Origin of the sequence: Sphingomonas sp. PAMC 26617 (assembly GCF_000242835.1) — a bacterium.
In the GTDB taxonomy this organism is placed as follows: domain Bacteria; phylum Pseudomonadota; class Alphaproteobacteria; order Sphingomonadales; family Sphingomonadaceae; genus Sphingomonas.
On sequence record NZ_JH594425.1, the window covers coordinates 260,520 to 274,024 of the forward strand.

Genomic DNA, 13,505 nt, shown 5'->3' on the forward strand with positions numbered 1-13,505 from the left:
CCCAAAGGGGGAATTTCCATGGCCTATTACGACATCAGCAATCCGTTCGCCGCACCCGTCTGCAGCCGTACCCAGTTCGCCAGCGCCCAGACGGCCAGCCCCTTACCCACCAGCTTCTCCGCACTCGAATGGAGCGTCATCGCCCTGTCCCAGCGCGATAGCCTGGGCAGCCTGCGGACGCCGGGCCGCATGTCCCGCGCGCTTGGTGGTCTGTTCGGGCGGGGCACCGCATCGCGGCTCGCGGACCCCAAGCTCGAGGCGCTGCGCCGCGCCGCGGTCTATGCGCGCCATCGCGGCTTCGCGCTGCCGGTGACCGAGATCAGCAACTTCCACGAAAACGGCTTCTCCGAAGCGCAGATGGAGACGCTCGTCACCAGCGTCACCGGGATGCGCGTCGGCCAGACCAGTCGGAGAGTCCCCGCATGAACATGCAAGCCCCGATCGACACCACGCAGCACGCCGCGCCACGCCCCCGCGCGGGCTGGACGCGCTGGCAGAAGCGCGGGCTCATCCTCGTGCCGATCGCGATCGCCGGGGTCGTCGGCGTCAAGCTGTTCGACCATTCCGACGCGGTCGCCGCCGCGCCGCCCCCCGCCGCGGTCACGGTCGCCGCACCGCTGGTCCGCCAGGTCAGCGAGTGGGACGATTATGTCGGTCGCTTCGCACCGAGCCGGTCGGTCGAGGTGCGCCCGCGTGTCGCGGGCGAAGTGACGGGCGTGCATTTCCACGACGGCGACGTGGTCCGCCCGGGGCAGTTGCTGTTCACGATCGACGCCCGCCCCTTCGCCGCCGCGCTCGCGGAAGCGCGCGCCAATGAAGCGAGCGCGCAAAGCGCACTGGTGCTCGCGCGCACCGATCTCGGTCGCGCGACTCGGCTGATCAAGGACGATGCGGTATCGGCAGGCGAAGTCGACGCGCTCCGCGGCAAGTTGCAAGCCGCGCAGGCCGGGCTCGCCGCCGCGCAGGCGCGCGTCCGGGCGCGCGCGCTCGACGTGTCGTTCACGCAAATCCGCGCGCCGATCGGCGGGCGCATCTCGGATCGCAAGGTCGATGCGGGCAATCAGGTCGCGGGCGGCGAAGGCACTGGCGGCACCGTGCTCACCACGATCAACGCGCTCGACCCGATCTACTTCACCTTCGACGGCTCCGAGGCGCTCTACCTCAAGACCCAGCGCGCGCGCCAGCCGGGGGCCGCCGCCCCCGCGGTCGAGATCCAGTTGCAGGACGAGACCGCGCATCGCTGGAAGGGCAAGCTCGACTTCACCGACAACGGCCTCGACACGCATTCGGGGACGATCCGCGGGCGGGCGGTGCTGCCCAATCCGGGGCTGTTCCTGACGCCGGGGATGTTCGGCAACATGCGGCTCGCGAGTGCCGGGACCAGGCCCGCGCTGCTCGTCCCCGACGATGCGGTGCAGACCGACCAGGCGCGCAAGGTGTTGCTGACGGTCGGGCGCGACAACGTCGTCACCGCCAAGCCGGTGGTGCTCGGCGCGGTGGTCGACGGAATGCGGGTGATCCGCTCGGGCGTTGGCCCGCAGGATCGGATCATCATCAAGGGCACGCAGATGGCGATGCCGGGGGCGAAGGTTACGCCGACGGTGGGCCGGATCGCGGTGTCGGCGGATGCATCCGCTCCGATGGCGCAGCCGATCGCAGGCGAAGCGACGCTGACCAAATAGCCGCCTTCTACCCCGGCGAAGGCCGGGGCCCAGTCGGGACGCACTCTCGGCTCCAATCACTGCCGTTCCACTCCTGGGCCCCGGCCTCCGCCGGGGAAGGGGGGAGTGTGCCCGCGGAATAGGAACTCGCATCATGCGCTTCTCGCGCTTCTTCATCACCCGGCCGATTTTCGCCGGGGTCATCGCGGTGGTCATCACCATCGTCGGGCTGATCGCCTATTTCAGCCTGCCGGTGTCGCAATATCCCGACATCGTGCCGCCGACCGTGACGGTCAGCGCGACGTATCCCGGTGCCTCGGCCGAGACGGTCGCGGAGACGGTCGCCGCGCCGATCGAGCAGGAAATCAACGGCGTCGACAACATGCTGTACCAGTCGTCGCAATCGACCGGCGATGGCAAAGTGACGATCACCGTCACCTTCAAGATCGGCACCAACCTCGATGCAGCCCAGGTGCTGGTGCAGAACCGCGTCGCAGTCGCGGTGCCGCGCCTGCCCGAGGACGTGCAGCGCCTCGGCGTGGTGACGCGCAAGACCAGCCCGGACTTCCTGATGGTCGTCAACCTCGTCTCGCCCGATGGCTCGCTCGATCGCGGCTACATCTCCAACTACGCGCTGACGCAGGTGCGCGACCGCCTCAGCCGCATCGATGGCGTCGGCGACGTGCAATTGTTCGGCGCACGCGACTATTCGATGCGCGTCTGGATCGACCCCGGTCGCGCCGCCGCGCTCGACCTGACCGCGGGCGAAATCGTCGCCGCGCTGCGCGCGCAGAACGTCCAGGTCGCAGCCGGCACGCTCGGCCAGCCGCCTTATGCCACCGGCAACGCGTTCCAGCTCAACGTCGAGACACAGGGCCGCCTGACCGACCCCAAGCAGTTCGCCGACGTCGTGATCCGCACCGACACGGACGGCCGCCAGGTCAAGGTCTCCGACGTCGCCCGCGTCGAGCTCGGCGCGCAGGATTATGGCGCGAACACCTATCTCAGCGGCAAGCCCACCGTCATCGCCGCGGTCTTCCAGCGCCCCGGCTCGAACGCGCTCGCCGCCGCGCAGGCGGTGTCGGCCGAGATGGAGACGATGTCGAAGAAGTTCCCCAAGGGGCTCGCCTACAAGGTCATCTACAACCCGATCGAGTTCATCGCCCAGTCGATCGACGCGGTGAAGCACACGCTGATCGAGGCGATGGTGCTGGTGGTGCTCGTCATCCTCGTCTTCCTGCAGAAATGGCGTGCGGCGATCATCCCGATCGTCGCGATCCCGGTCTCGCTGATCGGCACCTTCGCGGTGCTCGCGGCGGTGGGCTATTCGCTCAACAACCTTTCGCTGTTCGGGCTGGTGCTCGCGATCGGGATCGTCGTCGATGACGCGATCGTCGTGGTCGAGAATGTCGAGCGCAACCTGGAGCACGGCCTCTCCCCGCTCGATGCGGCGCGCAAGTCGATGGACGAAGTGTCGGGCGCGCTCGTCGCGATCGTGCTGGTGCTGTGCGCGGTGTTCATCCCGACCGTGTTCCTCACCGGGCTTTCGGGCGCGTTCTACCGCCAGTTCGCGGTAACGATCTCGACCGCGACGATCATCTCGCTGCTGCTCTCACTCACCTTGTCGCCAGCACTCGCGGCGATGCTGCTCAAGCCGCATACCGATGCGCATTCGGGCGGTCGCCTGACCCGGCTCGTCCGGCGTGTGGGCGATGGGTTCAACCGCGGGTTCGAGCGGATGAGCACGGCCTATGGTCGCCTCACCTTCCGGCTCGTCAGCGCACCGCGCCGGATGATGCTGGTCTATGGTGGCCTGATCGCGCTCACTGCCTTCGTCTTCACGGTGACGCCCGCGGGCTTCGTCCCCGCACAGGACCAGGGCTACTTCCTGACCGTGATCCAGCTCCCGCCCGGCTCCTCGGTCGAGCGCACCGATGCGGTGATGCAGAAGGTCGCCAAGCGCATCCTCCCGCTCGCAGGCGTCAAGGGCGCGGTGATGCTCGCGGGCTTCGACGGCCCGTCGCAGACGCTCGCCCCCAATAGCGCCGCCGCCTACATCCCGCTCAAGAGCTTCGAGGAGCGCCGCAAACTCGGCGTCACCTTCGCCGGGATCATGGCCGAGGCGCAAAAGGCGACCGCCGACATCAACGAGGCGCGCTTGCTGATCGTCCCGCCACCGCTGATCCAGGGGATCGGCTCCGCAGGTGGCTATCGGCTGATGGTGCAGGACCAGCAGGGGCATGGCTATCAGGAGATGGGCAAGACCGCCTATGACCTGATCGGCAAGGCGAACCAGACCAAGGGGCTGGCGCAGGTCTACACGTTCTTCGACACTGCCACCCCGCGCATCTTCGCGGATGTCGATCGCACCAAGGCGAACATGCTGGGCGTGCCGCCCGAGCGCGTGTTCGAGGCGTTGCAGGTCTATCTCGGCTCGGCGTTCGTCAACGACTTCAACCTGCTCGGGCGCACCTACCGAGTGACGGCGCAGGCCGATGCGCCGTTCCGCAATACGACGGCGGACATCGCCAACCTCAAGACGCGCTCGAACACCGGGCAGATGGTCCCGATCGGGTCGGTCTCGACCTTCCGCGACAAGACCGGGCCGTATCGCGTCGTGCGCTACAATCTGTTCCCCGCGGTCGAGGTGGATGGCGACACTGCCAAGGGCTCGTCCTCGGGCCAGTCGCTGGTCGCGATGGAGAAGCTCGCCGATACCGCCTTGCCCACGGGCTATGCGCACGAATGGACCGGAATCGCCTATCAGCAGAAGTCGGCGGGGAGCACGGCTGCGCTCGTTTTCGGCATGGCGGTGGTGTTCGTCTTCCTCGTGCTCGCCGCGCAATATGAGAGCCTGACGCTCCCGCTCGCGATCATCCTGATTGTGCCGATGTGTCTGCTGGCGGCGATGTCGGGCGTGAACCTGCGCGGCATGGACAATAACGTCCTCACGCAGATCGGGCTCGTGGTGCTGATCGCGCTCGCCGCCAAGAACGCGATCCTCGTGGTCGAGTTTGCCAAGCAAGCGGAGGACGTGGATGGACTCACGCCGATCGAGGCCGCGGTGCGCGCCGCGACCGACCGTCTGCGCCCGATCCTGATGACGAGCTTCGCCTTCATCCTCGGCGCGGTGCCGCTGGTGATCGCCGAGGGCGCAGGCGCGGAGTTGCGCCAGGCGCTCGGGACGGCGGTGTTCTTCGGAATGATCGGCGTCACCGGCTTCGGCTTGCTGTTCACCCCCACCTTCTACGTCGTCGCGCGCGCGCTGGCGCAGCGGTTCGAACGCCGCCGCCCTGCCCCAGCAGCCGTCACGCCATATGGCCCCGTCGCGCCGCACGCGCTGCAGCCAGCCGAATAGGACCGCTCATGAAAACCCTCCTGCTCACCGGCCTCTCCGCGCTCGCTCTGTCCGCCTGCGCCGCTGGCCCAAACTATGTCGCCCCCCCGGCCCCACCCAAGGCCGCCGCGCCGTTCGTCTCGACCAGCGCCGCGACGGTGACATCCCCCGCCGACCAGACCTGGTGGCGGCTGTACCGCGACCCGGTCCTCGACGGTCTCGTCGCGGATGCGCTCGCGGCGAACACGGACCTGCGCGTCGCGGTCGCCCGGCTCGACACCGCCCGCGCCTCGCTGCGCGGCGCCAAGACCGACCGCGAGCCGCAGATCAACGCGGGCGCGAGCGGCAATTACGCGCGCAGCTCGCAGTTGCAGAACCTCCCCGGCCTCGACCGCGAACGCGCCACCTATGACGTCGGCCTCAACGTCAGCTACGAAGTCGACCTGTCGGGACGCGTCCGCCGGGGCATAGAGGCCGCGCGCGGCGATGTCGGCGCGGCGCAGGCGGATGCGGATGCGGTGCGCGTCTCGATCGTCGCGGCGACGACGCGTGCCTATGTCGATGCCGCCTCCTCCGCCGAACGGCTCGGCGTTGCGCGCCGCATCGTCGACCTGCTCGACAAGTCCACCGCGCTCACCGGCAAACGAGTCGACGCAGGCCGCGCGACGAGGCTCGACCAGGTCCGCATCGCCGCGCTGCGCGACCAGCGCGCAGCACTCGTCCCGCAGATTATCTCCGAGCGGCAGGCCGCGCTGTTCCGCCTCGCCACGCTCACCGGCCGCACGCCGCAGGATCTTCCCGCCGCCGCTGGCGCACGCACCACCACCCCACGCCTCGACCAGCCGATCCCGGTCGGCGACGGTGCGGCGCTGCTCGCGCGCCGCCCCGATATCCGCGCCGCCGAACGTCGCCTCGCCGCCGCCACCGCGCGGATCGGCGTGCAGACCTCGCAGCTCTATCCGCAGATCTCGCTCGGTGGGTCGATCGGGTCGACCGCGCTGACCGTCGGCGACATCTTCACCGGCGGCCCGGTGCGCTGGCTGGTCGGCCCCCTGCTCAACTGGACGCTCAACCAGTCCGCCGCGCGCGCGCGGATCGCGGGCGCGCAGGCCGAGACGCGCGGCGCGCTCGCGACCTTCGACGGCAGCGTGCTGACCGCGCTCGAGGAAACCGAGACCGCGCTGTCGACCTACGCGCGCGAGCTCGACCGCCGCACGCAGCTCCAGTCCGCACGCGACAATGCCGCGACCGCCGCACGCATCACGCGCGCGCGCCAGCGCGAGGGGACGATCGACTTCCTCGAAGTGCTCGACGCCGAGCGCACCTTTGCGGACAGCGATGCCGAACTCGCGGCGGCGGATGCGCGGATCGCAGGGGCACAGGTCGACCTGTTCCGCGCGCTGGGGGGTGGCTGGCAAACGCAGCGCAGCTGATGCCGGATGGCGCGCGCAATCAATCCGCGTGATTCCAGCAAATCATGCTATAGACCCGGGCACTTATTCTTCCGTCCTCATGGGGGCGGCATGCACACGGGTCAGTTGCCGAATGCACTCTCCGCGTGCCTCCATGAAAGACCTACCGGGGGTTGACGTCCTGTTCGTCAATCATGCCGCCCAGATGGGGGGCGCGGAACTCTCGCTGCTTGATCATGCGCGCCAAATCGGGAACCGTTGTTCGGTTCTGCTCTTTACGGATGGTCCATTACTCAAGGCGTTGCGACAGTCTGGCGTAAACGTCTCGATCCTCGGCGGTGCCGCCCGGGTGGTGGCGCTGGCGCGGACGACCGGCATGCTGCGTGGCCTGCGCACGGCCGGGACGATCGCCACCACGGCATTCGCGATCGCGCGCCGGATGCGCACGGCGAAGATCACCTACGCCAATTCGCAAAAGGCCGCGGTGCTGACCGCGCTCGCCGCGCTGGTCGCGCGGCGACCGATGGTGTGGCACCTCCACGATATCATGACCGCGCCGGATTTCAGCGCCGCCAACCGCCGCGTCGTGATCGCCTTGACCAACCGCGCCGCGCAGCTTGTCATCGCCAATTCCGAAGCGACCGCCGCCGCCTATCGCGCGGTCGGCGGGCGTTGTCCCGTCACCGTCATCCCCAACGGCATCGATCCGGCACCGTTCGAGCACGTATCGCGGCCAGACGCCCGCGCCTCGGTCGCGGCGGAATTCGGGCTTGGTGCAGCGCCCGTTTACGGGGTGTTCGGCCGGATCTGCGGGTGGAAGGGACAGGCGGTCGCGATCACCGCGCTGGCGAAAAGCGCGGAGGCGCATCTGCTCGTCGTCGGCGGACCGTTGTTTGGGGAAGAAGCGCAGGACGCCACGCTGCGCGACCTCGCTGCCCGCCTCGGGATTGCGGACCGTGTCCATTTCTGTGGCTTCCGGCAGGATATCGCACGCCTGATGGCCGCGATGGACCTCGTCCTGCACTGTTCGACCGAACCCGAACCCTTTGGTCGTGTGATCGTCGAAGGGATGATGGCAGGCGTTCCCGTCATCGCGACGCACGGGGGTGGCGCGAGCGAGATCATCGCAGGCAGCGGCGCCGGACTGCTGATCGCGCCCGGCGACCCGCATGCGCTGGCCGATGCGATCGGATCCGTGATGCGCGACCCGGCGCTTCTGGCGGACATGGCCGCGCGCGGGCGGGCACATGCCAGGCGCGACTATGCGCTGGCCTCCGTCCAGCAGCGGGTGGATGTGGCACTGGCACCGTGGACCAGCGCGTACCCGATTATGGCGGGCCATGCTGCCGGGTGACCGCATCATCAAGGAAACGCACGGGAATGAGTCTACGCACCGGCACCGTCATCCGCAAGAAGCCGAAATGGGCACCCGTGCCGCGCATTGGATAAGACTGGCCTGATTTCAAAGTCAGTCAAAATGCATCTGATCTGGTATTGTCTCAAGATGCTTCTGGCCTCCGCTGTTTATCTTGTTTTACTTTCAAACAAGGAGCGGTGCAGGCAAATATATTGTAGAAACACCTCTACCATCGTTTAAGTTGTGTCTTGGGAGGCACCCGAGGTCCCAAGGCCTTTCATGCCAGATGTACACGTCTTGTGATTCACCCACCAACCCTGCGGCGAGCCCGATGGCACGCCGACCGTTTCGTACCGCGCCATCGCTTCCCCTTCTCCATCGTCGCCAGATTCGGTCGTTCCCGTGAAGATATTGTTCAACATGCCGAGCCAGAGCCCAGGCCAGCCGACCGGCGTCGGACGTTTCGGCCACGAGTTGCTGCGGCGTCTCGTCGCCAACGGACACGCGACCTATACGCTGCGATCGCGATTCGAACGGCATCACCTTCCCGCGTCGCTCGCCGAGAGCGGCCGACTGATTCGGATCGCCACGCCGTCGTCTCACGCGGCGGACATGGCGCTGAGTTCGCTGGCGGCGCCGGTCTTCTTCCCGCGCAGCAAATTCGACGTCGTCGTCAACGTCGATCCCCTCGGCCTCTTCATGGGTGGAGGTAGCCGGGTGACCATCGTTCACGACCTCTACTTCGCCGGGATTCCCGGCCTCTATTCCAGACCCGCCGCCGCAAAGGCGTGGGCGCTGCATCATCTCGTCCTTTCGCGTAGCAGGTTTATCATCGCGATATCGGAATCGACGGCCGACGATGTTCGACGCTTCTTTCCCGCCGTTGCATCCAGGGTGCGCGTCATCCTGTCGGATTCGACGATGGACGCGGAAGCGGATGAGCGCTGGCGCGCCACGCTGGAGGGCAAGCGCTTTGTCCTGACGGTGGCAAATGCCGCGCCCAACAAGAACCTTGGCAGCCTGGCCAGAGCGTTCTGCAGGATTGCCCAGACCGATCCCGACCTGATGCTGGTCCATGTCGGAAACGATCCCCAGGGGCTGCTGTCCGGTGCGATGGCCGAAGGGGGCATGTCCGCGCGGTTGATCCGGCACCGCGGGATCGGCGACCCGGCCCTCGCCGCCTTGTATCAGACGGCGCTTTGCCTCGTCGTCCCGTCCTTTTACGAAGGTTTTTGCCTGCCGCTGGTCGAGGAACAACGCTACGGCTGCCCCATCCTCTTCGCCGACAGCCCCGGCACCGCGGAAACCGGCGGGATCGGGGGATTGTCGTTCAAGCCGGACGACCTTGCCGGGCTGACCCGGTGCCTCGGTCGCGTGGTGTCCAGCGCCACCTTGCGCACCACATTGCGCAGCCGCGGCTATCGTAACGCGAAGCGCTTCTCCTGGGAACGCGCCGCGCGCCAGTATGAGGACGTGTTCGACGCCGCCGCCCGGTCGATTACCCCCGCCTGAAGATCATATGTCGAGGATCCTGCCGGGATCCAGCGTGCCGCGCATCAGATCCAGGAACGCCTTTGCGTTGCCGCGCAATCGCCCTGCACGATCGACCCACGGCTCGGGATACAAGGCGCGCAGGACGTTCATCCCGACATTGTTCGTCATGCGCCGTAACGCCGTGCGCAGCCGCAGCGTGCCCTTTCGGTAGAGGTAGATCGGATTGGCGATCTGCGAATAGCCCAGCCGCACCCCGCTCGTCCGCCCGCTCTTGACCCCCTGATGCACCCCCGCGAACGCGTTGGTGAAGGCGACCATTCCCCGGCCGAGCAACCGCGATCCGAAATCCACGTCCTCGAGCCATCCGTACAGCGGGAGCCGTTCGTCGAAGCGGAGATCCCCGATCGCGCTCGAGCGATACGCCATGTTACACCCATAGACGCCGGAATCGTGCGCCCGGATCCAGATCGGGGGCGGCGTTGCCGCATCATAGGCCGACACCGCTGCGAGGGCGGTCGCATAGTCATGCCCCCGGCCACCGATCCCGTCCAGAATCAGATGCCCGGAAGCCGCGATCAAATCGGCATTGTCCTGGAAGAGCGCCCGGATGTTCTCGATCGCCCGGCAAGACGCGATATAGTCGTCGTCGAAAAAGGCGATGATATCGAACTGGTCGATCGTCCGGTCGATCCCGTAATTGCGCTGGACGGTCAGACCCTTCGGACTAATGAGGACGCGCGCATCATCGGGAAGCGCGTCCGGCGCCGGAAGATCGTCCTGACTCGCAACGATCAGATAGACCGCATCCGGTTGGCATGTCTGGGCCAGAAGTTGCTGCTTCCACTGCGCAAGTTCACGGGGGCGTCCCGTACTGGCGATGATGACCGCAATCGATAGTGACGTAGAGAACGGCATGTATGGCTCAACCCCCCGGTTGCGACTTCATACGACCGGATGATAGGTCGCGCTAGCGCCGGGCGGAACGATGCCCCATGCAATCTGGCCTATTACTGTACGCTGTCGCGACCCGCTTTTCGTGGACTGATCGCGAGACGGCACGACACGATATCGGGAACTGCGACTTCGCAGCAGTGTGGTTTTATTTCCGCATAGTCACAAAAAATCCACAAGACCTGGGTAGAGGGACCGCGGGGAGCGGGGGCCAGTCGGCACCGACTCTATCGATCACAGGGGGATTCATCAGTGACTTGCTCAACGCGCTTTTCGCGTGCCGTCGTCGTGCGCGCGCTGCTCTTGCTCGGAACGTCGCTTCCGGTCGCCACCCTTTCGGCTGCGCCCGCGTCGGCGCAGGACTATACCAACATCGCCGCCTCGGGCCGCGTCACGTCGGACGCAGGCGCGCCGATCGCGAATGCCGAGGTCAGCATCACCGCGTCGGATCGCGGGATCAGCCGGTCCGCCACCACCAACGAGTCGGGCGCTTATACGATCGCGCAGCTCGCGCCGGGCAATTACGACTTCACCGTCACCGCGCCCGGCTTCGCGCCTTATACCGAGAAAGCGGTCGCGCTGACGCGCGGCACCGGCGGCGCGAACAGCTTCAAGCTCGCCCTCGCCACCACGGCAACCACTGACACCGCCACCGATATCGTCGTCACCGGCCGCCGTCAGCGCGTCGCCGATTTCCAGGACACGACGACCGGCGCGGTGATCGACATCGCTTCGCTCCAGAGCCGCGTCCCCGTCGGCCGCACGCTGCGCGACGTGATGCTGCTGACCCCGGGCACCGTCCAGGGCGCGTCCGGCGCGAACGGCGGCTTTGCCAACCAGGTGTCCGTCTCGGGCGCGTCCTTTACGGAGAACGCCTTCTACATCAACGGTCTCAACGTCACCGATTTCGTCTCCGGCCAGCAGCCGACCGAAGTCCCGTTCGATTTCTACCAGACCGTCGAGGTCAAGACCGGCGGTGCCCCCGCCGAATTCGGCCGCGCGACCGGCGGCTATGTCGTCGCCACCACCAAGTCGGGCTCGAACACCTATCACGCGAGCGTCACCGGCACATGGGAACCGGGCGACCTGCGCGGATCCTCGCCTGCCACCTACAACACCGACTATCGTCACGCGACCGCGAGCCGGCAGGAACTGGTGTTCCAGGCGAGCGGGCCGATCCTCAAGGATCACCTGTTCTTCTACGGTCTCTACAACCTCCGCGACATCCGCTCGAAGACGCCTGCGTCCAACCAGGACAATGCCACCGGGGTCACCAACACCAGCCCGTTCTGGGGCGGCAAGCTCGACGGCTACATCACCGGCGCGCATCATTTCGAATTCACCTATTTCGACACGACCAACGACACGCACACGCGCAGCTATGATTACAACCGCACCACCAACACTTATGGCGCGCAGACCGGCGGCACCGATGCGCGCGCGGGCGGGGTCAATTACGTCGGGCGCTATACCGGCACGCTGACCAAGTGGCTGACCGTATCGGGCGCGTACGGCGTCAACAAATTGCGCTCGGGCAACATCCCGCTCGACATCTCCAACCCGCGCGTGCTCGATTATCGCACCAACGACGCGGGGATCGATGTCGGGCTCAACAAGGTGACCGACGCGTACAGCCGCACCGACAACGAGCGCGAATTCTACCGCTTCGATGCGGACGTCCAGGTCCAGTTGCTCGGGTCGCATCATATCCGGGTCGGCTACGATCATGAGGACGACACCCAGACCCAGACCTATGAAACGATCGGCGGCGGCTTCTACAAGATTTTCCGCGCGAATGCGGCCTCGGCCGCGCGGTTGGGGATTCCGCTCGGGACCGATTATTACACGACCCGCGTCTATTCGCAGGACGGCGTGGGGACAGTCCGCAACCAGGCGCTGTACCTGCAGGACGAATGGTCGCTGCTGCGCGACCGGCTCAAGCTGCAGCTCGGCGTCCGCGACGACCGGTTCAGCAACCAGGGCGTCAACGGCGAGTCCTTCTACACGTCCGGCGACCAATGGGCACCGCGGCTGGGCGCATCCTATGACGTGTTCGGGGACAGCAAGACCAAGGTCTACGGCTATTTCGGCAAATATTACCTGCCGCTCGCAGGCGACATCAACCTCAACGTCGCGGGCCAGCTCGTCACCTACACGCGCTACAATCTGTTCAACGGCGCGAGCGGCCCGGGCAGCGTGCCGACCGCGGGCGCCGCGATCCTCGGCGGGACCAACTTCATGGCCTGCCCCGACACCAAGACCGTCAATTGCGAAGTTGCCGCCGATGGCACGCCGTCCAATCCGGCGGGTGCGATCGCGAACAATCTCTCGGCGCAGTCGGATCAGGAGTTCATCTTCGGGGGCAGCCAGCAGGTCAGCGACCATATCCGCGTCGGTGCCTATTTCACGCACCGCGAGCTGACCAACGTGATCGACGACGTCTCGGTCGACGCGGGCGAGCGCGTCTATTGCGCGGCCAAGGGCTTTACCGCGGCGGCGTGCCTCAAGGCGTATCCGGGCGGGCGGCATTTCGTCATCGCCAATCCGGGCAAGGACGTCACCGTGCAGATCAACGCGCTGCCCGATGGCACCACCCCGGTCGCGACGCTCAAGGCGGGCGACCTGCTCTACCCCGATCCCAGCCGCAACTATAACGCGGTGACGCTCACCTTCGACCGCAGCTTCGACAGCGTGTGGAGCCTGTCGGCCAATTACACCTGGGCGATGAACAAGGGGAATTACGAGGGCGGCGTCCGTTCGGAGAACGGTCAGCTTTCGCTCAACCGCACGTCGGACTTCGATTCTCCCGGCTTCGTCAACGGTGCCTATGGCGACCTGCCGAGCGACCGGCGGCATACCTTCAAGGCCTATGGCAGCTATCGTCCGTTCGATTTTCTCGATCTCGGGAGCAATCTGCTGGTCCAGTCGCCGCAGCATTTCAGCTGCATCGGGACGGTTCCTGCCAGTGTCGACGCCTATGCCAACAGCTATCACGGCTACAGCTATTACTGTAACAACACGCTGATCCCGCGCGGCACCGCGTTCACTGGCGACTGGCGTACGCAAGTCGACGTCAGTGCCGTCGTCCATCTGCCGTTGCCAAAGCAGTTCGACGCTTCGATCCGGCTCGACGTGTTCAACGTCCTGAACAGCAAAGCCGTCACTTCGTTCAACGAATCCGGACAGTTAAGCGACGATTCCCCCAACTCCAACTACCAGAAGCCGGTCGCCTATCAGTCGCCGCGCTACGTCCGGCTGCAGTTCCGCCTCGGGTTCTGACGTCGCGCGACGGG

The 13,505-nt window shown here is 66.5% G+C and carries 8 protein-coding genes; 7 read left to right on the forward strand and 1 reads right to left on the reverse strand.

Translation table 11 applies throughout. From position 1 onward, the window contains the following. Window positions 1-18 precede the first annotated feature (18 nt). From RH91_RS01120 to RH91_RS01145, 6 genes are all read left to right on the forward strand, one after another. Complete coding sequence (locus RH91_RS01120; RefSeq protein ID WP_010160633.1) at window positions 19-426, forward strand: hypothetical protein; 408 nt, start codon at window positions 19-21, stop codon at window positions 424-426. Then, on the forward strand, window positions 423-1,682 hold the full coding sequence (locus RH91_RS01125) for an efflux RND transporter periplasmic adaptor subunit (protein WP_010160634.1): 1,260 nt from the start codon (window positions 423-425) through the stop codon (window positions 1,680-1,682). The genes RH91_RS01120 and RH91_RS01125 overlap by 4 nt, the downstream gene beginning before the upstream one ends. A 133-nt stretch (window positions 1,683-1,815) precedes the next feature. Continuing rightward, on the forward strand, window positions 1,816-5,019 hold the full coding sequence (locus tag RH91_RS01130; RefSeq protein WP_010160635.1) for an efflux RND transporter permease subunit: 3,204 nt from the start codon (window positions 1,816-1,818) through the stop codon (window positions 5,017-5,019). An 8-nt stretch (window positions 5,020-5,027) separates the two neighbouring features. Beyond that, entirely contained in the window at window positions 5,028-6,431 is a 1,404-nt protein-coding gene (locus RH91_RS01135; RefSeq protein WP_010160636.1) for an efflux transporter outer membrane subunit, read from the forward strand. Window positions 6,432-6,564: 133 nt separating this feature from the next. After that, window positions 6,565-7,764 (forward strand): glycosyltransferase, encoded by a 1,200-nt coding sequence (locus RH91_RS01140; RefSeq protein ID WP_010160637.1) that lies wholly within the window; start codon window positions 6,565-6,567, stop codon window positions 7,762-7,764. A gap of 423 nt (window positions 7,765-8,187) precedes the next feature. Then, the gene (locus RH91_RS01145; protein ID WP_232283559.1) at window positions 8,188-9,279 is read left to right on the forward strand and encodes a glycosyltransferase family 4 protein; all 1,092 of its coding nucleotides are present in this window, start codon (window positions 8,188-8,190) and stop codon (window positions 9,277-9,279) included. 3 nt (window positions 9,280-9,282) lie between these two features. Here the strand turns inward: RH91_RS01145 and RH91_RS01150 are convergent, their stop codons facing one another. Then, window positions 9,283-10,176, reverse strand: coding sequence for a glycosyltransferase family 2 protein (locus RH91_RS01150; protein ID WP_010160639.1), 894 nt, complete (start codon window positions 10,174-10,176; stop codon window positions 9,283-9,285). Between the two features lie 324 nt (window positions 10,177-10,500). Between RH91_RS01150 and RH91_RS01155 the strand changes: the two genes are divergently transcribed. Beyond that, on the forward strand, window positions 10,501-13,491 hold the full coding sequence (locus tag RH91_RS01155) for a TonB-dependent receptor (protein ID WP_232283365.1): 2,991 nt from the start codon (window positions 10,501-10,503) through the stop codon (window positions 13,489-13,491). Window positions 13,492-13,505: the final 14 nt, after the last annotated feature.

Coding starts and splice junctions, on each gene's coding strand:
- RH91_RS01120 (WP_010160633.1), top strand. CDS start 19: ATGGCCTATTACGACATCAGCAATCCGTTCGCCGCACCCGTCTGCAGC.
- RH91_RS01125 (WP_010160634.1), top strand. CDS start 423: ATGAACATGCAAGCCCCGATCGACACCACGCAGCACGCCGCGCCACGC.
- RH91_RS01130 (WP_010160635.1), top strand. CDS start 1,816: ATGCGCTTCTCGCGCTTCTTCATCACCCGGCCGATTTTCGCCGGGGTC.
- RH91_RS01135 (WP_010160636.1), top strand. CDS start 5,028: ATGAAAACCCTCCTGCTCACCGGCCTCTCCGCGCTCGCTCTGTCCGCC.
- RH91_RS01140 (WP_010160637.1), top strand. CDS start 6,565: ATGAAAGACCTACCGGGGGTTGACGTCCTGTTCGTCAATCATGCCGCC.
- RH91_RS01145 (WP_232283559.1), top strand. CDS start 8,188: ATGCCGAGCCAGAGCCCAGGCCAGCCGACCGGCGTCGGACGTTTCGGC.
- RH91_RS01150 (WP_010160639.1), bottom strand. CDS start 10,176: ATGCCGTTCTCTACGTCACTATCGATTGCGGTCATCATCGCCAGTACG.